The sequence below is a fragment of the Pseudomonas sp. B28(2017) genome (assembly GCF_002113025.1).
Classification (GTDB): Bacteria; Pseudomonadota; Gammaproteobacteria; order Pseudomonadales; family Pseudomonadaceae; genus Aquipseudomonas.
Window position 1 is genome coordinate 482,785 of record NZ_NEJH01000002.1, and the last position, 18,043, is coordinate 500,827.

An 18,043-nucleotide genomic window follows, 5' to 3' on the forward strand; every position below is an offset into this window, starting at 1 on the left:
TCTATCAGGTGTTGAAAGGAATTGCCGGGGCAAAGTTGAGCTGACTGCGGGTGCTGCTCCAGGTGTCGTAAGCGGCGGCGCAAAGGTAGTAGGTCGTGCCGGTGGTCAAGCCAGTGATCTGCCCCGTTCGGGACACGCCTTGGTAACCAACGGTTCCGGCAATGGTCGGGTCAAAATCGGCGACCGTTGAGTACACAAACAGGTAACCGGCAGCGTCTGCCGCGTTGCTTGCATCGCAACTCACATCGGCCGTGGTACCGCTCACGGTGGCCGCTGTCCCGCTCACGGCCGCCGGTGCCAAGTTGGCGACCAACAGCGAAGCCAGCGGAGCGCTGCCAGCGGCGTTGCGCTCGATGATCTCGACGCGGTAGCTGCGAATCAGCGCACCATCGACCAGCGCATCCTCGTGTTGGTAGGTGAAGGCCGTGCTGGTGGTCGTCACCTGACGCAGCAGTGCATCGCTGCCTGCATTGCGGATCCGCACCAGCCGATCCTCTGCGCGAGCCCCCGCCGTCCAGCTGACGGTGAAATACGGCGCTTCGAATGTGCCGACCAATGCCAGGTTCTGCGCCGGTGCAGGGACCACCCGCGCGGGCGACAAGGTGACGCTGTACGCCGTGACGTCCGCCAGATCCTCCAGCGCCCGACCGTACACGTTGAACGAGCGAAACTTGACCCACACCGTGCTGCCGATCTGATCGCGGGCATAGCTGTATTTCCAGACCGCGTCGTCCAGGCGCACAAACGGAGCTCCGCTTGGATGACTGGCCACCGCCGAGCTCAGCCGCCCGCGTCGCAGGTAGCCCAACTGATAGGCCCCCACGCCGGTGAGCGTGGCATCGCGGTAACTGAGCAGTTCTCCGTCCACCCAGCACAGGGTGGCGCCGCTGTCGGCCTCGGCGGTAGTCGCGGCCGTCAGTTCGTCCGGTACCGCCAGTTGCACGGACAAGGTATGGACCGTGTCCGGATCGTTGCCGGCGGCCAGGGCGGCGGAAAGCTGCCCCATACGCGCCCGACCATAGATGGTTTCAGCCATCCGATAGCTGTCACCGTCGGCACTTATCCAGATCTCGCAGCCACCCCAGTTGGGGTTCGCCCCCGCCACGGCGCCCCACACTTGCAACTCACCGGCGAGCAACAGGCTTTCCGGTGGGTTGAACATGATCGGCGCCAGGACCGGACCGGGCGCAGCGTTCTGATTGCCCTGAAAGCCGCTCTTGCTTTGCACCGGGTAATTCGGCGCGCTGCCGACCCCCAACAACGCATCCTCGGCGACCACCGCCAACTTGCCGTCTTCATCCTCCTCGACCGAAATCAATCGGACCAAGCGCTGCTGCAGGTTCAATCCCGGCTCGGTGATGGTGACCAGATCCATCGGCTCCAGCAGCACATGCTGCCAGCCCAGGGAAAACTGGTATTCATTGCGCACGTACAGCTTGCGCTGCACCAGCAATTGCGCGGCATGCGCGCCGATCGCCACATCGCAGATCTCATAGGCCTTGATTGTTTCCATCGGTCGCGAGCCGAACTGCTCGATGGCCGCCTGATCAGTGCCGCGCACCACATCGGTGTTGTACTCGTGAGCGCGATCGAGGATCTCCAGCGAGACTTCGTTGTAGCTGTCCGCCTGGCTTTTGATCTTGAGTGAGACCGGTGGCTCGCCCTCCTCGGCCAGAAAATCATCATCGGTCAGATCTGCCACGGGTGTGACATTCGGGTACCAGGTCACGCCGTTGCCGGTCACGACCTGATCGCCATAGGGAATGACCTTGAGCTGACCGGCCGACCAGACCAACTCGCTGTTGGTCAGTTGCAGCCAGCGAGCGATCGCTTCACTGGCCGGTGACTGCTCATCGAGCACCGGGCTCAACAACAGGTTTTCGGCCAAACAGTAATTGCGATAATTGCTCAGGTCGGCAACCCACCATGGGTGAAATCCAATGCCGTCCAGAGGATCGAGCAGTAACCCTGGCAAGAATTCCCCGGGATTGGCGTCCGGCAACCCCGGCACTTGATAGGGACCGTCCACCTCGAACGTGTGGTTCTGCACCCCGGCGCTGTCGTTGAGCAGGTACCGACCGGCATACACATAGGCGGTGTCCGCGTAGGCGATGGCCTCGGCGGGATGTTTGGTTTGAAGAAAGCCCCACACCGGTTGGTCCCGGTCACCTCGGGCAAAGCTGAAACCCGCCTGCGCCAAGGCCGACTGAGTCACCCCATTGATGACCGTTTCAGTAAACACTTCCTTGTCACGAAAAACGCGGTGAACCGCCCCCAACGTCCCACGACCGATCGCGAGGATCAGCGCCGCGTAGTAGGTGTAGGTGGTGTCTTTCTGGGTCGCCCCGCCGCCGCCCTTGCCGCCCGATTTCTTCTTCGTGGTCTTCGCCACGGCTTCGAAGTCGGTGTAGTAAATCAGGTTGGGGCTGATGCGATTTCGGCCGGCGATCCAGGCGATCGGCTTGCCGCTGGCACTGCTCTGCACTTGCAGCGCATTGATGCGCGTGGCGCTGGTGGAAATGGTGCTACTGCTGCCCCCCATCGCTGACTCCATATAGGTTGAGTGTGTAATAACGCACCAGCTGGCTGGCCAGCCGTTCCTCGCGCATGTCTGCGTATTCCACGCCGATATCGCGGTAGGCATGGATGACCCGGTGTTCATCGATCACCACCGCGCCATGGCTGTAGGTGCGGCCGAAACGCCACACCGCCATGTCGCCGGGTTGCGGTGTCTCCACCGGGTGGCCGTACCGGTCGAGCCAGTCCAGGTAGCGTTCCTCGCTGCGATGCAGGTGCCAGTCCTGGGCATAGGGACCGGGGTCAATCAAGGGCATCAGCCCGACCGCGTTGTAGACCTCGATCAGCAGCCAAGCACAGTCGACACCAACACCCAGCAAGTGCTGGCGGTGCTGGTACGGCGTGCACAGCCAGCGTTCGGCCTCGGCCACCACGGCCGCCCGCTGTTGAGCTTCAAGCGCATTCATATGGACGTCTCCGCGACCGGGATGAAGGGCATGCCGCGATAACGTGCGCGGTTGCCAAACTTATTGGTGCAGGCATCCAGCGTGCGTGGGCAGCCCGGATAAATCAGGAACTGGTCACCTGGGACGGGCACCGCGGGCACGCCGAGGATCATCGTGACCGCGCCGTCTCCAGTCTGCCGGCGCACCGTGCGGGCCACCCCGGCGTTCGTGCCGTTGACGAAGCGAATCACCCCTTGGTCGAACCAGCCCTGTTCCGCCATCACGTTGGAGTTGATCCGCAGGGCGGTATTGCTGCCGGCCTGGACGATGCCGGCTGTCTGGAACAGCGCCCGATTCACCCCGCAATCGGCGCTGTACACCGTGCGCAAACACGACGGCTGATACACACCCCGAGGGACTTTGGTGTCCAGCAACTCCATCGGCGACTTGACCGTCACCGTTGCCTGCTCACGATCGACAGGATCGACCTCGGCCACCCGGCCGATGAAGCGCGTCACCGTTCCAATCACCGGCTGACCCCAATCCGCCATGAAGGCCCGGGCCAGAATCAACGTCGCGCCATCGAAGCCGCCGCCGGCAATGAAGGGCAGCACCGACTCCCCCAACACCGTGTCGTTCAGCCCGGCGGTGAAGGTGACGTTCAGGGTATCCACCTCGATGCCGCGCACCGCCCGCACGCCAGTGCGCTTGATCAGCGGGCCGCTGGCCGAGTAGTTCTGTCCGGCGTGGTAAATCTGCAGGCCGGCATCGGTGTAGCGCAGCACTTGGCCGCTGGCCAAGGCAATCGTGTACAGGTCGGCCATCACGAAGCTGCGCGCCGTGGCCAGGAACTGTTTCAACTCGGGGCTGGCATCGATCATGGTTTGATACTCGTAAAGGCGATGTTCTTCATTTCCCAAATCGTCCGGAACGGCTGGGTGCCATCCAGCGAGTCGGCATCGAAGGCACAGCGGAAATAGAACGCGCCGCTCCACACCAGTGACGCCCCGTTGGGGGGTGGCACGGCAAAAGTGATGCGCCCCAGCTCGTCCACGTTGTAGCTCGAAACCGGTGCTCCACCGACCGTCAGCGCATCAATGTTGACGACGCCATACACCGGTTCGACCCAACTGCCGATGGCACGGGAAAGCTGAAAGGTGACGGTGGCACCGTCGCCGGTACCGAATCGCTGAAGTTTCACCAGGTGGTCGGAGCGATCGAAGTACAGGAACTCGCCGAACTGGCCTTTGCGGCTGTTAAAGAAGTCCATCAGCCGCGTCCACTCATCCAGACCCGGCCGTTTGCGCACCGCGTTGTAGCTGATCTGGAACGACCACAAGGGCGCCGAGTAGTACGCGATAGTGCGCCGCCGACCGCTGGCCGCCCTTTGCACCCCCGTGCTCCACTCCGGTGCCTTTTTCGACAGCAATGTTTGCCCCGGCAGGCGCGGCAACACCCCATCGCTCACCTCACCCACGTCTGGATAACTGGCGATCCAGCGTGCTGGCCAGAACGGACCTAATGGCATGATTCCCCCTATGCCTTGATGGCACCGTTGCGCCGCATTTTTTGCATTTCTTCGGCAAACGCCCGCGCATTGCGCCGGATGTCTGCCGGCGTCATCCGGCCGCTGTAATCGTTGTAGTGGTAGGTGCCACCGCCACCCAGTTGCCCGTCGCCATTCGCCGCCTGGCGGATGACGTTCGCGTACTGCTTGGGCAGAACCATTTCCTGTTCGTGAAGCTGGGTCATCGGGTTGGTACCCGCCGGAATGTCGTAGCCGCCTTCGGCCGACGCCACGTTTTTCACCAGGCCAAACACAAAGGCGCCGGCCGCCGCAGCGGCAGCCACACCCAGCACCGGACCGATGATGGGAATCGCCGACATGGCCGCAAAGGCGCCGGCCATCGCTTGCCAGGCACTGGCGATAATGTTCTTGATCGTGGCCGCACCCCAGATCGCTACGGACATGGCCGCACCACCCGCCTCGGCGGCGGTACGCACACCGACGCCGGCCACCGTCGCGCCGGTTTTCGCCGTCTCACCGAAAACCCAAGCCATCAATGGCTTGGTCACCATGTTCTCGATGAACGCGCCACCGATGCTGCTGAACAGCCCATTCAGCAGCCCCTGAGTACTCATCGTGCCGTTTAGGATGCCGCTGAGGCCGCTGCTCCAGCTTGACTGGATGCTGCCGAGCATGCCGCTCCAGTTATTTTGGGACTCCATGGTTTGCTGCCGGCCGATGACCGCCATGCTGTTGCGATGCGTTTGCTCCAGCGCCAGGATCTGTTGCTGAACCTGCTGCAGGGCAACGGGGTTGCGGTCAGGGTCTTGATCCAACAACGCTTTTCGCTGCACCAATGCAGCCGCTTCAATCGCATAGCGCTGCTGCTCGAACTCGGCTTGCGCCTGGAGCAATTGCCCTTGGGTGATCAGGTTGGCCTGCAGGTCCAATTGGGCCATTTGCTCGGCATGGGCAATGTCCGTGAGCCGGGTTTGCTGATCAGCCGCAACTTGCTGCTGTTTCATGTTGGCTATCTGCTGCTGTTTCTCCCGCTCGATAGCAACCACCTCAGAAGCCGCCCGCTGGTACTCCTGGGAGTCTTGGCCATAGAGCTGCCGACTGCGATCCAGCGTCTGCTGAGCAATTTGCAGCCGAGCGTCCATGTTGTGGCGGTACTGCTGGGCCTGGGCCTGCAGATCGGCAAACGCTTTTCCTTCGTCCTGACGCCGAAGCCCATTCAAGACGCCCAAGTAGTTGCGTTGCACAGTGAGCCTTTCGGACGCGCTGAGATCAGTACGTTTAAGGATGCCCTGCCAGTAGTCCATTTCCTTCTGTTGGGAGAACTTCTGAAAGGTCCCCTGCTCCGACTGCATCTGCGCGTGTGCGACCTTCTGCGCATCCAGCGCTTCTGACCACTGGCTGACCCGAGATTTTGTAGGTCCAGTCGGTGCGGTCGGAGTGTCCGTTTTCGCCGGTGGCGGCGTGGTGGTTTGAACCAGATTTTTGCGATGCTCGACGGCAGCGGCGTATGCCTGTTCAAGCTTGGTGAGGCGCGCTATTTCAATGCCATAGGCTGTTGGAGCGACGCGTCCTTGCTGGGGAGGCTTGGTCAGCGCGGTGTCACCGGTCGCCGCCATTTCCGCGACCTTGGCTCGCTGTGCCTCGATTCGCGCCATGCGTGACCGCATGCCGGCGTCTACCTGATCAATCTTCGTAGAGGTGAGCTGCATGCTTTCCAGCAACAGGCGCTCTTCCTGTAGCGAGCCCTCCAGCTGGGCCTTGCCACCCCCACCCCGCGATCCTTTATTACCAACGTTTGCCAGCATCGCCTCATAGCGAGCGACATTCGCCGACACTTCCTCGACGGTCAGCCCCACCCCCGTCATACCTTTGAGAATTCCATTGAACCAACCGGCGGTTTCAGCCAGACGCTTGTTCAGGCTGATAAAAACGGGCTCGAGGATTGTGCCAATGGTGACTTTGAGTTCATTGCTCCTTGAGTCAAGCTCAGCCTGGCTCCCCGTCAGCCCATCGGCCGCCTTCTTCGCATTGCCGACCTGGGCCTCGGTCTCTTTCATGATTCCGTTGTATTCGGCCTGGATCTTCTGCGAATCGCTCAGCTTGTCACGCGACGTGCCGATGCTCTTGGCGTACTCATCCCACATTTTTGCGACGTTTTTCGTTACCCCGGCGTTGTCGACCAGAACCGAGTTTTCGTTCTTCAAGCCCTCGGTCGCGGTCACCACTGCTTCGGACATGCTGAGACTGGCTTGTCGGTTGAACGCCGCGGCGTCCTTCAAGCGGTTGATGACCGACACTGCCTGATCAACGCTATAACCACGGCTCAGCAGGTTCTGCAGCGCCTTGGCCGCATCCCCGACACTAATCAAACCATCCGCTGCCAGCTTGTTGGCCTCATCCATGGCCCGACCGATACCAACGCCAGCATGGTTGGCCACCGCTTCCAACCCGCGATAAGCCGCCTGCTGCTGGATCGCTGCTTCCTTGCTGTCACCGACCAACTGGCTCAGCTTGAAGGCCCCGATCCCAAACACGCCCAAAATGCCCGCGGCTACGCCACCCAAACCAGAGCGCATGACGCTAGCGACACCCGCAAAGGCGTCATTCACCGCCGGGCCAAACTTTCCGATCTGGGCCTGACTACCCACCATGTCCGTGTTGATGGCCCGCAACTCTCGGCTGAGCGTTGTTCGGGCGTCACGCATATTGCGCTCGATGCTTTCGACTGCGCGGTCAAATCCCTGGGTGCCGGCAGTGAACTGGTACGCGATATTTCTATCCATGCCGGAGACTCACTGTGCAGATAGTAAAAAACTCCGCCGAAGCGGAGTTCTGTTGATGACGAGACAACGCTCGGCGCTGCCTCAACCTGGTACGACAAAGGCATCCAACGCGCCACGCAAATGCTCTGGCAGTTCGTCGCGCATATCAGCAGCCAGCGCTGCCATGTTGGTCGCCAGATCAGGCGCCCCACGGTCCGATTGCGTTGGCTTGTATCCCAGATATCCGGCAACCAGCACATGAACAGGCGGATGGTGATGCCAGTAGTCCGTCATGTGCCCCACCATGATCATGTCCCAGTCACGTCGCAGCGTGACCGGGCTCTGACCGGTACTCGCAATCAGGTGAGCGTAGAGCTGGCCCCAGTCGAAGGGGCCTCCGCTTCCCCCGGCGCCGCATCCTGGACTACCAGACCCGAGGCGCTCATCACCGCATCGAGGGCATCACGCATGTTTCGCAGGTCCAACAGCGCGGCAACCTCAGCGCGCTCGATATCGGGATAGTTACGACGCAAAGCGGCGTGCGTCGCATCGATCACGGTCGCGATGCTGTCCTTGTCCATGTTGCCCGCCATCACCGAGTTGATGCGGTCCAGTAACTGCTCCAGATCACCCAGAGCCAGCGGCGGAATAACTAATACCTTCCCGGGAAACGGGAACTCGACACCCGGTACATTCACGACCGTCATTCGCTGGCACTCCAGTACACGACCTCGCCAAACTCATCGGCGTAGCCAGTGAATTCAAAGTCAGGGATGGTGTAGTCGTCCTGCTTGGTACCGAAGCCCAGCTTGTTGCTGACGAAGTTCGGCACTCGGACATAAATCGCTTTGCCCTTGTACTTCAGGTACAGCTCACCCTGGAACACCGGCATATCGCCCATGGGCAAGTTGCGAACCGACAGGCTCTTACCCGTCGAAACGGAATAGCGGTAGTCGATAAACACCGGAACATTGACATCGGCAACCGCGAAACTGTACTCGCCCGTCACGGCGTTATAGGTGTACTGACCTACTGCAGGAGCGGTCAGCACTCGCTCGAAAGGCAGCGCTCCGGCGCCACGTACCCCCAGATCACCCGCCAATAGACCACCAACGGGCGGCGTCACGGTGATCTTGCCGCCTGCAGGCACAGGCGTCGGCGTGGTCGCATGATGCACCAGCACCTGACCGGGCTGCAGGTTCTGGCCGAACACCAGAGCATTCCACTGTGCAAGGCTGATCTGCGCCGCTTTGGCCTTGCCGGACAGCTTGCCCTGACCACGAGCGGCGTCGACCGCGAACTGCTCGCTACCGAACAGCTCCTTGGAGTCATAGGACAGATCTACCGAGGCTTCCTGCATGATGCCGAGCAGGATGGGGGTCGGTGCGGCCAGCGAGTTGCCATAGGCGTCCATCAGCGGGGTGGCATAAAACAACCCGCTGCCGAATGCAATTTGCATGATGTGTTCCTCAGTAAAAGGTAGGACCGGACGTCAAGTCGCCGGTATTGCACAGGTAGGTAAAGCGGTAACGCACCATGCAGTTACCGGCTGTGTTGTCCCCGTCTTCCTCGATCCAATCGATGTAGAAACGTTGAACCCGATCCGCCTCGACAAACGCATCTTCTGCCAGCAGGATGGCATGGACCGCGACCTTGACCAGATCGGCAACCTGGTCCCAGGCCTCACCGGTGGTGGTGTTCTCCCGCGCCAGAATTTCAACTGACAGTTCAAACTGGTTGCGGTCCACCGAGAAGCTTTCTCGCTCGGTAGTTTCCAGGTCAGGACGCAGCACGATGGCCGGGGTCATGCCTCGCGTCAGCGCTTCAGTACGGCTTCGAAACACACGATCCTCTGCCAACGTACCGGCAGCCGAAATCAGCGCCTTCGCCTTTTCGACGATGCGTTCTTGAATCGAGGGCATGGGAGTTAAACCTTGGTGAGAGAGGCCAGACTGAAAGCGCCGTCATCAATCATGCGGCGATCGCGCACCCTGAAAGTGACGCCACCGACGGTGATCAACTTGGGATTGTCGATGCCAAGGCGTTCGGCCTCGGCGGTGATAACCAGGATCTCGTAGCTGGTGGATTGGCTGTTCAGTCCACCCATTCCAACGATCTCGTCGGGCATATCTCGAGCCGCCAGAAAGGGTTGACCATCAATCACCCCGCCCACGTCGAAATCCTCCAGAAAGCCCGCGAGATCCTCATTAAGCACTGCCGCCATCCTTGGCCTGGACGCCTTTGCGAGGAACGCTTTCCTGAACTGGCTGGGCGACGGCTTCCACCTTCACCTCCACCAACTGATGGCGAAAACGTTCAGCAACGTCGGCCGGCAACTCAATCTGGCTACCGGGCGCGGTCACCTTGTTACCCGGACCGCGAAACGTTCCGGACACGACTGTGTAGGTCTTATTCGCCATCACTGCCCCCGGCTGCTCTCTCGACCTTACTCACGCGCTGCGCCAATGCCTTGTCCGGTTCGCCTGGGATAACGATCACCTCCCCCGCCTTGAACTGAACGGCATCCAGAATGATGTAACGCCCCTTCTTGCCCGCGACCGCCTCCAGGCTATGCGCACGCACAGCGGCCTGGGCAGCGGTCAAGATCAACTCACCGCTATACAGCGTGATGGGCTGATCAACTTGATACTTCGGCATATCAATGTCCTCGATGACGTGTAGGCCCGCGGGCTTACACCAGTTTGTTCAGGACGGCGTACTGCCAGCGACCGAAGCCCACGTTGCGCCAGGTGTCGACACCGTACTGGTGGGCATCGTTGTCGAACTCGAACTCCGAGCCTTCAGCCTTGGCCTTCATCACCACATCGGTTTCCTGCTGACGAATGAACGCTTTCAGGCGACCGTCAGTACGCAGGGTGACGAACTGGTCCTGCCAAGCGTTGAGGCGGACGTTGCCCACCACGCGCACCACGACGTTATCCGGCATGACGATTTCGCTGATGCTGGTACCACGGGGAACGCTCAACGCAGACTGGGCAACGCTCAGCAGGTTGAACGGCACCATCACCAGGAATTCGCGAGCCAGCTCGTTGATCGGCTCGCCCTGATCGTCCTTGAGGCTGGTGAGTTGAGTGACCGAGCGGGCCACTGCCTGCTGGAACTCTTCGACGCTCGGGGCAGTCGGAGTGCCGTGCACCTTGGCCGGCAGGCTGGCAATGGTCGTGGTGATCTTGTTGGACTGGACACCGCTTTGGCCTTCCTGGTGGTCGGTGTCGAAGTAGTACTGCCCGTCGTAGCAAACCTGACTCTCGCCGTTGAGCAGCAGCACCGACAACAGGCGCGCCCAGTGCGCGTTGGTGCGGTCGGCCAGCTCGCCCAGACGAATGCGCAGTTGGCCCGTTTTGTCGCGGCGCAATTCTTTGACCAAGACTTCGATAGTCGCTTCAAAGTGCAGGTTCTCGATTTCGAGCTCAGCACTGTTGAAACCCTTGGCATGACGCCCGCCGATCCATTCGCGCAGGGTTGGCACCATGCCGATCCACGGATAAGTTTCTTTGGCCTGGTCGGAGTCGAACAGGTTGGACACTGCATCGATCCAGGTATTACCCACATTTTGTTCGAGCAGTTCGTAAAACGTACCGATCACGGCACGACTGGACAGTACTTCAGCACCCATAGGTGATTCTCCTGAAGAAGGATGAATTAAGAAAAAATGGAGTTGCGCCAGTTGCGGGGGGTGTTACGGAGCGACCGGAACGGCCTGTGCAGCGAACTTGACAATGCCAACGCCGCCACTGACGAAGCGGTGCACATGGCCGACGCGGCTATTGCCAGCCGCGGTCAGCACGAAGGTGCCGCTGTCACTCGCGTAGACAGCCTTGCCGATATCCGTGATCGCCAGCGCAGCGACGGCCAGCTGAACCTTGCCGTGCTCACGGGTGCGAACGCGGATCGCACCGGCGCCGCCGATGCGGTTGTCAGCACCGCGATCAGCAAAGCCGGCAAACAGATCACCGGCGGCAAGCGGTCGAGCCAGGCCGCTGGCGGCAACAATGCCGATCGCCGAGCCTTCGAAGATTTGAGCGCCGCCAGCGACGGGCAGATCATTGATATCCCCCGTTTCGTAAGCGCGTGGGGTGTCGAGGGTAAGTGGCATAGGATTCTCCAGGGCCAGGGGTTAGAGGATTACCGGGTACTTACTTTTTCAGGACCTTGATCAGGCCTTTTTCAGAAGCGCGGCGATAACCGTGGTAGGCCTCGAAGCTTCCGAATTCAGTGCGCAATTCCTTGTCGCTGTCCCACGTTGCTTTGGCGCGCTCTTCCAGAGGCGCGTCCGGATCTTCCTGGGTAGCCGCTGGAGCCGCTGGCGGTGTCGCGACAGCCGGTACGGGCTCGGCAGCACTGCTGCGAATATCGGCCAGTGCGTTTACGCGCTTCGATTTCTCGGCACTGATCACCTGTGCGGCGGCTTCGGCCCCACTGGTTTTGCCATCGAACTTGAGGCTGGCAATCAGTTCTTCATGGCCCGGCAAGCCAGCCGCCTCGACAGCCTTGATGCGGTCACACTCAGCACGGGCACCGGCTGCATGGGCGTCATGTTCCAGGCTGGCCAGCAACTCGGCATGGTTCGCGGCCAGGTACTCGCGGGTCATGGCCGGCTTGTCAGTCGTTGGGGTCGGTACGGTGCTGCTGTTTGGCGTGGACATGGATCGATCTCCAGAAGAGCTGCCGTTGAATTCGGCGATAAGGTTTTCAAGGGTGGATTCACGGTCAGCCATGCCCAGTTCAACGGCATCAGAACCAATCCGCATGTCGCCCTGGCCGAAGTCGGCCAGCACGGTTTCAACACTGAGGCCGCGATAGTTGGCGACGTCCTCGACAAAGATGTCGGTCAATCGATCGACATGGGCCTGGGCCTGAGCACGGCCTGATTCGGTACCGAAGTCCGGCCGTTTTTTGGGACTCTGGCTGCTGACGATCTCGAAACTGCCGTCGTCGCCGTTTTTCTGCACCGTCAACACCGTGCCAATGGAGCCGACCGCGCCGGTGCGGCTCATGACGATTTCATGGGCCGCCGCAGCCATCCAGTAACCGGCGCTGGCTGCGTTGCCGGAGACGTAAGCCACCACCCGCTTGGGCGAGGCGCGAATCATTTGGCCGAACTCTGCAATGCCGCTGGCGATACCGCCGGGCGTGTCCATCACCAGGATGATGGTGTCGGTTCGTGGATCGTCGACGGCGGTGGTGAATTCCTTGGCCAGCACGTCCAGTGAGGTCGCACCGGACAGCGCCGTAAAGAGGTTGGCGTAGCGGAACACCGGGCCGGTGACGGGCAGCAGCGCCACGTTGCCGCGCTGTGTCACCGTTCGAGTGTTCTGCAGGGGCTTGCCTTGCCGAGCCTCCAAGGCTTCTGGCCCTTCATTCTCGCGGCGGGCGATGGCGGTGATGGTCTGCAGCATGTCCGGGGTAATGGCCCAGGGCTCGCGTGACACCAGGTCGAACGCCGTCACCCGGTGCACGGGAGGTGCATCGTTTGGGTTGTCGCTCATAGTCAGGTCCGTTCAGGAAGATCGGGGGTTGCCGGGGGCTGATTTTCCGGGCGTGCGGTCGGCGTGGCAGAGAGGCCATCGTCAAGGCGGCGCTTCACTTCCAGCGCCCGCTGTTCGTGGTTCTCCTCCCAGTCGCTGCCGTCGTAGAGCATCGATTCCTTCGCCAGCGTGCTGATGCCGATATCGATGCGTTTCTCCGCGGCGTTGACGTCCTTGAGCGGGTCCACCGTACCCGGACCATCACCCACCCACAGCGAGCCGCAATAGGCGTAGCGCAATAACGGATGGTCGAAGAAGCCCGGCGCGTCGATATCACCCTGCGCCACTGCCTCTTCCAGCCAGTGCTCATACACCGGCTGGCAGAAGTTGTGGCCCAGGAAGTCACGACACCCGCGCACAAACTGCCAGGCCTCCATGACCGCGGCCCGGGCCGCCGTATAGCTGGCAGTGAAGTGCTTGATCAGCACCTCATACGGCAGCTCCAGGGCCATCCCGATCTGACGAAGCATCGCCAGCACGAATGGATCGAAGGCCATGTTCGGCCGGCCGGGGGACGCAGTTTCGATGGAGGCGCCGTCATCCAGCTCGGCCACAATGCCGCCGCTGAGCGAACCATCCCAGCCACCCTGATCACGTCCAGCCGGACGATCACCACCCACCGGCGTATTGCCCGTAGCAGCTGAGGCCAAAGGGCTGAGCTGACCACCATTGCCAGGCTTGATGAACACCGCGAAGAACGCCGACACTACCGCTGCTTCCAGCTCGGCATCGGTGTAGCGATCAATCTGCTTGAGCTTTTCGATCACCGGCGCCAGATAAGGCACCCCGCGGGGCTGCCCCACACGACGGCGCCGATACAGGTGCAGCAGCACCCGGCCGCCCCGCTCATTGAAGAATGGACGCTCATCCCACTTCCGCTCTTTCACACCCAGCGCACCCGGATGGCTGCGCAGGATATGGGCCTTCACCGGCGCCCCATCCGCATCGCGTTCAATACCGGCGGTGAGTGCCTCAGTGTCGGCCTTGCCGTCTGGGTTGCAGACCCGATCGCCCTCGATCAATTGAACGCACGCCGAGTAGTGATGACCGGGTTGAACCTTGTGCGTCAGCAGTGGGAACACGTCCCCGCTGCTCAGCACCGAGCGCCATGCCAGCTCCTGCAGTCCGTAAAAGTTCTGCTCGCGGGTAATGTCGCAGCAGTTGGTTTCGGCCCAGGACTTGAAGAGCGACTCGGTGTTGCGCTGCCATTCCCGAGCGGTGTCCTCATCCCAACCCAGAATCTGCCGGTTGACCACCGACTTCAGGGCCAGGCCGGTACCGACCGTTTTCGTCGTCACCGTGTTGATCGCGCCGCCGCCGATGGGATTGTTGCGTTCCAGGTCGCGGCAGCGCTCGCGCAACGTGGGCAAGTCCGGCAGCAGATCCGCCGCAGCACTGCCCGCTGCTGGGTTCCAGGCACTCAATGAGCGCTTGGCCTTGGAGGCACCGGTGTAACCGCCCAACGCTGTCATCGTCATCCGGGCATGCATCCGCTTAGCACCGCGCTCCGGACTGATCCAACTGATGGCCTTGTCCAGCAGCGTCGGCTCAGGTGCTTTCGGTGCGCGGCTCATAGCGGCGTGATCCCACGCAGCGTGATACCCCGAGGCCGTCCGCTGGCCAGTCGGTCCACCTGGCCTTGCCAGTAGTCGATCATCCGCGTGATTTCAGCAGCATCGGCGTACTCCAGCTGCCGGGTGCCGATGCGATAGCTCTGTTTCTGGCTGACCTTGATGCTTGCGTCGAGCCACGCTTGAAGCTGGCTCTGCGCCTGTTCCAGTGTGATGGCCATGGGTTAATTCCTGCGTTGGGAGAGCACACGCATGGCACTGCGGCGCCCAGAAATAACTCTCCCGCCAGATGGCGGGAGTTCAGGGGGTTCAACAGGGGTGGCCGGTGCCGGCTGCTCGACAACGGCATCAGGTCCGGGATCCGGATCGTGAGCCGGTTCAGGTGCGGGTGGTGCATCGAAGAACAACGCGCCCTGCCGAATCTGGGCATCCAGTGCCGCCCAGTCGTGCTCTTGCAGCAGGTGAGTTTTCAGCGAACGCGCCGCGTGGAGGGCGTAGGTTTCACAGTCGGTGGCCTCATTCGGCTCACCGGCCTTTTTCTGCCACACCTTGCGGTAGTGATGCCGGCGGCTGGGGGCTTTCACTTCGGCCGTGATCTGCCGCCAGTAGTCGGGACGCACCGTCTTGTAGAAGTGCATCCGTCCCGGCCCATCGCCAGCCAACGGCAAACGCCCCTCAATCCAGAGATCCTTGGCTCGCGAGGTACCGACGATGTAGGGGCGCAGGCCGTACTTCGAGGCCTTCTGCTCTTTGTCGGTGTCGACCCCCTGCCGAGGCGCACTGAAGATTTCCTTTCGCTCATCGTCCCGGCTGTTGCCCCGTTCACTGGCGCCCTTGATCGCCATCACGCCATTGCGCTGGTGTTTACGGCAAAACGCATACGCCGCGTCCTGGGTAACGGTACCGTCCGAGGTATCGAGCGATACCGCGAGCACCTTCAACTTGGCACCGCAGGCATGGGTAATCGGAGCAAACAGCAGTTTCTCCAGGTCCAGCCACACCCCTTGATCGGGCAATACCACTTCACCGTAGATCTCACCCCAGTACAGCAGCCAGGACTCCTCGCCTCGGCCCCAAGCCCGCATGACCACCGCGAGGCGGTCGTGCTGGACGTCCACGCCGGCAGTGACCACAAGGCCACCCATGGGCACGAACAGTTCGGGGTAGTCTTCCGCCCGCTCTGCCAGCTTGTCCGCCTCGGGCAAGTCGGATTTGTACTCGTAGGCCCGACCCTGCTTCTGGTTGACGAACTTGATCAGCAGCGACAAGTCGCCCATTGAGGCCCGGTGCTCGGCGTTGAGTTTCTCGCGCACGATATCGGCCAGGCTGGTGCCCGGCAGGCAGGCATAGAGTTCGTTCAATTCTATGAACCCGGCGCGCCCGGCAAAGGGCTTGGTCGGCACCCAGCCACAGTTCGGATCACCTGCGTCAATCGCGTTGAACACCGTGTTGCGGATGTTCTCCTTGCGCTGGTAGTCATCCCAGATATCGCCGCAGTGTGGGCAGGCGTAACCCGCCGTTTCTGGATCGGCGCGGCCGTAGATTTCGTGGGGTTGGTCTTGCTCTTCAATGTCCAGCCACTTGATGTGCGCGAAGTCCAACACATGGGACTGACTGCAGGTGTGGCAGATAACCGGTAGCACCCGGCAATCGGTCTGGGCTAGCCGGGCCTCGGTCTTGCTCGCGCCCTTGATGGCCGGCGTACCACCCACGAGCATTTTCGAGCCGGGGTAGCGTTTGCCACGCTCTTCCAGCAAGGCGATGGCATCGCCCTGCCCCTTCACGTCGTCGCTGGTGTCGTCCGGTTCTTCAACCACCGACAGGCCGACAGATGAAGTGGATTTGACGTTACCGGGTGAGTTGGAAGCGACCAGCTTCAGGAAGCCGCCCGGAAAGGTCTTATGGTCCCAACGGTTGCCGGAGCTGCGACTGACGTCCACCGGCATCAGCTTCGCCACTTCGGTGTTCGCCGTGACACCGAACTTGAGCTTTTCGTCGTGGAAGTTCTTGCCGTCCTTTTCCTTGGCAAACAGGATCATGATCGGGCGCGGCAGGTTATGAATGAACTTGAACAGGTAGCCGATCAGGAACCAGGTCCAGCCGATCTGCGCCGCCTTCATCAGGTCAACTTCGCTGACCCGTGGATCATCCAGGGCAGCGGCGACGCCAAGAAAGTAAGGCGTGTATTGGAAGTCATATAGCCCGTGCAACACGCCGCTCTCTGAGGGCAGGTAAAACTCGGTACTCAGGTAGTGCGCGGTCGGAATGTCACGGGGCGGGTTGAACTTCCCCGCTGCTGCCAACAAGCTCCGCGCCAAGTTTTCTCGCGTAGCCTGCAATTCGCTCGGTTGTAGGTCCAGCAACTTTGGCCACCACTGTTCGATCTATCGTGAGTTTCTGCACGTTCTCGATTTCCTGAAGAATTCGTTCAAGGCCGCCCTGGTATTCCCGGTTTGCGAAACTGGCCCAGTCGGACAGCGCCCGCTCAGCCTCGCCGGCGGAGATCAATGAGCGCAGCTTTTCGTGATACGCCAGCCGGCCGTTGGCCGACTTCTGCTGCAGATCATCAATCCGCGCTCTGTTGAGTTGTTCAATCTGGCTGCCCCCACGCCCCGCGGCTTTTTCGCGCAGGTCACGGATGTAGGCCGTGCGGATCTCATCGAGGGTCGCCGTCTGCCAGTCCAGGTCCAACCGCTTGAGCACATCGCGTGCACTACGCTCGCTCAGGTCCAGGTGTTCGGCGACTTCAAGTTGGGTTGGCATGCTCATCTCCAAGTACTGACAAGGAAGCGGAACCCCCTATGTCGGGTTGAATCTGCAAAAAAGTCGGGGTTCGAATTACCCCATTTCCCCAGATCGCCGGAAGGACCCATTGAAAAAGGGGACGAAGCCTCGATCCGAGCCTGAATCGCACCCAAACCGGGCGAAACCGCCGAAAAATCGACGCTGGCCTCAGTCGCGAGCCATCTCGCGGGCCAGGGCGCGGCGGAACAGGGGTTCGAACTCGGCAGCGGCAACGCGGTTGGCCACCCCATAGAAGTCAAAGCGACGACGATAGGTCGGGCGCTTCACAAAGATCAGGATGGGTCGTGCACCGTTACCGATGCGCTGCCAGATACCCAATGGGCCAGTGCCATTGCCTGGGCGACCCACGAAGTAGTCAGGAGCATTGCGATTGCGGCGTTTACTGCGAGCCGTACGGTTGGCCATGAAGCCCGATACCCGTTCGGCAGCGCCGAGCGCTGACAGTATCTGGACGATCTGGCCCCGGCTGATGTTGCCGTTGCCATCCATGCGTGCCCGTCGACCTGGTACCGCGTACATGTCGGCAGGCATCAGGCCATAGTGGATCAGCGCTTTCTCGAATCGCTTGTGCGGACGATTGCCGCCGTCCATATGCACCGGCAGGTACTTCGAGGCCGCAACGCCTGAGCTGGATTCATCCTTGACCCACACGCGGGCGAACAACCGGGTGGCGGTAGCGCTTCGCTTATAGATCGAGTTCAACGTCCAGCGGGTCGGACGATCAAACACACGGGCAATCTCTTCCTTCTCTGCGATCTGCACCCGTTCAGCAGTGAAGGTCAACGCCTTGGCCGCAGCCGTTGGCACCTTGTTGCGGCTGAGCCCTCGCATGCTCTTCACGATCTTGTCGATGTTGTCGCGCATC

20 protein-coding genes are annotated in these 18,043 nt (G+C 61.2%); all 20 read right to left on the reverse strand.

The window, feature by feature from the left end; translation table 11 throughout:
- Positions 1 to 4 precede the first annotated feature (4 nt).
- The 20 genes from CAF65_RS06975 to CAF65_RS07070 all read right to left on the reverse strand — a co-directional run bounded on the left by CAF65_RS06975 (position 5) and on the right by CAF65_RS07070 (position 18,042).
- Positions 5 to 2,542 carry a phage tail protein gene (locus CAF65_RS06975; protein ID WP_158090063.1) on the reverse strand — a complete coding sequence of 846 codons (2,538 nt, stop codon included), beginning with the start codon at positions 2,540 to 2,542 and terminating at the stop codon, positions 5 to 7.
- Complete coding sequence (locus CAF65_RS06980; RefSeq protein ID WP_085715641.1) at positions 2,526 to 2,984, reverse strand: NlpC/P60 family protein; 459 nt, start codon at positions 2,982 to 2,984, stop codon at positions 2,526 to 2,528. Before CAF65_RS06980 ends, CAF65_RS06975 begins: the two co-directional genes overlap by 17 nt.
- Positions 2,981 to 3,883 (reverse strand): DUF2163 domain-containing protein, encoded by a 903-nt coding sequence (locus CAF65_RS06985; protein ID WP_143492080.1) that lies wholly within the window; start codon positions 3,881 to 3,883, stop codon positions 2,981 to 2,983. Before CAF65_RS06985 ends, CAF65_RS06980 begins: the two co-directional genes overlap by 4 nt.
- The gene (locus CAF65_RS06990; RefSeq protein ID WP_085715643.1) at positions 3,841 to 4,491 is read right to left on the reverse strand and encodes a DUF2460 domain-containing protein; all 651 of its coding nucleotides are present in this window, start codon (positions 4,489 to 4,491) and stop codon (positions 3,841 to 3,843) included. Before CAF65_RS06990 ends, CAF65_RS06985 begins: the two co-directional genes overlap by 43 nt.
- 8 nt (positions 4,492 to 4,499) lie before the next feature.
- Entirely contained in the window at positions 4,500 to 7,274 is a 2,775-nt protein-coding gene (locus tag CAF65_RS06995; RefSeq protein ID WP_085715644.1) for a hypothetical protein, read from the reverse strand.
- 81 nt (positions 7,275 to 7,355) lie between these two features.
- Positions 7,356 to 7,547: a hypothetical protein gene (locus CAF65_RS07000; RefSeq protein ID WP_143492081.1), complete on the reverse strand. Its 192-nt coding sequence runs from the start codon at positions 7,545 to 7,547 to the stop codon at positions 7,356 to 7,358.
- Positions 7,548 to 7,612: 65 nt separating this feature from the next.
- Positions 7,613 to 7,960 carry a hypothetical protein gene (locus CAF65_RS07005; protein WP_085715646.1) on the reverse strand — a complete coding sequence of 116 codons (348 nt, stop codon included), beginning with the start codon at positions 7,958 to 7,960 and terminating at the stop codon, positions 7,613 to 7,615.
- Positions 7,957 to 8,712 (reverse strand): hypothetical protein, encoded by a 756-nt coding sequence (locus tag CAF65_RS07010; protein ID WP_085715647.1) that lies wholly within the window; start codon positions 8,710 to 8,712, stop codon positions 7,957 to 7,959. The genes CAF65_RS07005 and CAF65_RS07010 overlap by 4 nt, the downstream gene beginning before the upstream one ends.
- A 10-nt stretch (positions 8,713 to 8,722) precedes the next feature.
- Positions 8,723 to 9,175, reverse strand: coding sequence for a hypothetical protein (locus CAF65_RS07015; RefSeq protein ID WP_085715648.1), 453 nt, complete (start codon positions 9,173 to 9,175; stop codon positions 8,723 to 8,725).
- A gap of 5 nt (positions 9,176 to 9,180) precedes the next feature.
- Positions 9,181 to 9,468, reverse strand: a complete 288-nt coding sequence (locus CAF65_RS07020) for a hypothetical protein (RefSeq protein WP_143492082.1) — start codon at positions 9,466 to 9,468, stop codon at positions 9,181 to 9,183.
- Positions 9,461 to 9,673 (reverse strand): hypothetical protein, encoded by a 213-nt coding sequence (locus CAF65_RS07025; RefSeq protein ID WP_085715650.1) that lies wholly within the window; start codon positions 9,671 to 9,673, stop codon positions 9,461 to 9,463. The genes CAF65_RS07020 and CAF65_RS07025 overlap by 8 nt, the downstream gene beginning before the upstream one ends.
- A complete protein-coding gene (locus tag CAF65_RS07030; protein WP_085715651.1) occupies positions 9,663 to 9,911 on the reverse strand; it encodes a hypothetical protein in 249 nt (82 codons plus the stop codon). The genes CAF65_RS07025 and CAF65_RS07030 overlap by 11 nt, the downstream gene beginning before the upstream one ends.
- 34 nt (positions 9,912 to 9,945) lie before the next feature.
- A complete protein-coding gene (locus CAF65_RS07035; protein WP_085715652.1) occupies positions 9,946 to 10,890 on the reverse strand; it encodes a Mu-like prophage major head subunit gpT family protein in 945 nt (314 codons plus the stop codon).
- Between the two features lie 63 nt (positions 10,891 to 10,953).
- Positions 10,954 to 11,370: a hypothetical protein gene (locus tag CAF65_RS07040; protein ID WP_085715653.1), complete on the reverse strand. Its 417-nt coding sequence runs from the start codon at positions 11,368 to 11,370 to the stop codon at positions 10,954 to 10,956.
- A gap of 40 nt (positions 11,371 to 11,410) precedes the next feature.
- Complete coding sequence (locus CAF65_RS07045) at positions 11,411 to 12,763, reverse strand: S49 family peptidase (RefSeq protein WP_085715654.1); 1,353 nt, start codon at positions 12,761 to 12,763, stop codon at positions 11,411 to 11,413.
- Positions 12,764 to 12,765: 2 nt separating this feature from the next.
- A complete protein-coding gene (locus CAF65_RS07050) occupies positions 12,766 to 14,376 on the reverse strand; it encodes a phage portal protein (protein WP_085715655.1) in 1,611 nt (536 codons plus the stop codon).
- Positions 14,373 to 14,594 carry a DUF6148 family protein gene (locus CAF65_RS07055; protein WP_085715656.1) on the reverse strand — a complete coding sequence of 74 codons (222 nt, stop codon included), beginning with the start codon at positions 14,592 to 14,594 and terminating at the stop codon, positions 14,373 to 14,375. Before CAF65_RS07055 ends, CAF65_RS07050 begins: the two co-directional genes overlap by 4 nt.
- A 3-nt stretch (positions 14,595 to 14,597) precedes the next feature.
- Positions 14,598 to 16,679: a phage terminase large subunit family protein gene (locus CAF65_RS07060; protein WP_256578615.1), complete on the reverse strand. Its 2,082-nt coding sequence runs from the start codon at positions 16,677 to 16,679 to the stop codon at positions 14,598 to 14,600.
- Positions 16,642 to 17,142 carry a hypothetical protein gene (locus CAF65_RS07065; RefSeq protein ID WP_143492083.1) on the reverse strand — a complete coding sequence of 167 codons (501 nt, stop codon included), beginning with the start codon at positions 17,140 to 17,142 and terminating at the stop codon, positions 16,642 to 16,644. Before CAF65_RS07065 ends, CAF65_RS07060 begins: the two co-directional genes overlap by 38 nt.
- A gap of 183 nt (positions 17,143 to 17,325) precedes the next feature.
- Positions 17,326 to 18,042, reverse strand: a complete 717-nt coding sequence (locus CAF65_RS07070; RefSeq protein WP_085715658.1) for a hypothetical protein — start codon at positions 18,040 to 18,042, stop codon at positions 17,326 to 17,328.
- Position 18,043: the final 1 nt, after the last annotated feature.

What these genes read in the sequence shown, in the direction of transcription:
- CAF65_RS07030 (WP_085715651.1), bottom strand. Translation starts at nt 9,911, where the DNA reads ATGCCGAAGTATCAAGTTGATCAGCCCATCACGCTGTATAGCGGTGAG.
- CAF65_RS07055 (WP_085715656.1), bottom strand. Translation starts at nt 14,594, where the DNA reads ATGGCCATCACACTGGAACAGGCGCAGAGCCAGCTTCAAGCGTGGCTC.
- CAF65_RS07010 (WP_085715647.1), bottom strand. Translation starts at nt 8,712, where the DNA reads ATGCAAATTGCATTCGGCAGCGGGTTGTTTTATGCCACCCCGCTGATG.
- CAF65_RS07050 (WP_085715655.1), bottom strand. Translation starts at nt 14,376, where the DNA reads ATGAGCCGCGCACCGAAAGCACCTGAGCCGACGCTGCTGGACAAGGCC.
- CAF65_RS07025 (WP_085715650.1), bottom strand. Translation starts at nt 9,673, where the DNA reads ATGGCGAATAAGACCTACACAGTCGTGTCCGGAACGTTTCGCGGTCCG.
- CAF65_RS07000 (WP_143492081.1), bottom strand. Translation starts at nt 7,547, where the DNA reads ATGACGGACTACTGGCATCACCATCCGCCTGTTCATGTGCTGGTTGCC.
- CAF65_RS07070 (WP_085715658.1), bottom strand. Translation starts at nt 18,042, where the DNA reads ATGCGCGACAACATCGACAAGATCGTGAAGAGCATGCGAGGGCTCAGC.
- CAF65_RS06980 (WP_085715641.1), bottom strand. Translation starts at nt 2,984, where the DNA reads ATGAATGCGCTTGAAGCTCAACAGCGGGCGGCCGTGGTGGCCGAGGCC.
- CAF65_RS07045 (WP_085715654.1), bottom strand. Translation starts at nt 12,763, where the DNA reads ATGAGCGACAACCCAAACGATGCACCTCCCGTGCACCGGGTGACGGCG.
- CAF65_RS06975 (WP_158090063.1), bottom strand. Translation starts at nt 2,542, where the DNA reads ATGGGGGGCAGCAGTAGCACCATTTCCACCAGCGCCACGCGCATCAAT.
- CAF65_RS06990 (WP_085715643.1), bottom strand. Translation starts at nt 4,491, where the DNA reads ATGCCATTAGGTCCGTTCTGGCCAGCACGCTGGATCGCCAGTTATCCA.
- CAF65_RS07015 (WP_085715648.1), bottom strand. Translation starts at nt 9,175, where the DNA reads ATGCCCTCGATTCAAGAACGCATCGTCGAAAAGGCGAAGGCGCTGATT.
- CAF65_RS06995 (WP_085715644.1), bottom strand. Translation starts at nt 7,274, where the DNA reads ATGGATAGAAATATCGCGTACCAGTTCACTGCCGGCACCCAGGGATTT.
- CAF65_RS07065 (WP_143492083.1), bottom strand. Translation starts at nt 17,142, where the DNA reads ATGAGCATGCCAACCCAACTTGAAGTCGCCGAACACCTGGACCTGAGC.
- CAF65_RS07035 (WP_085715652.1), bottom strand. Translation starts at nt 10,890, where the DNA reads ATGGGTGCTGAAGTACTGTCCAGTCGTGCCGTGATCGGTACGTTTTAC.
- CAF65_RS07005 (WP_085715646.1), bottom strand. Translation starts at nt 7,960, where the DNA reads ATGACGGTCGTGAATGTACCGGGTGTCGAGTTCCCGTTTCCCGGGAAG.
- CAF65_RS07040 (WP_085715653.1), bottom strand. Translation starts at nt 11,370, where the DNA reads ATGCCACTTACCCTCGACACCCCACGCGCTTACGAAACGGGGGATATC.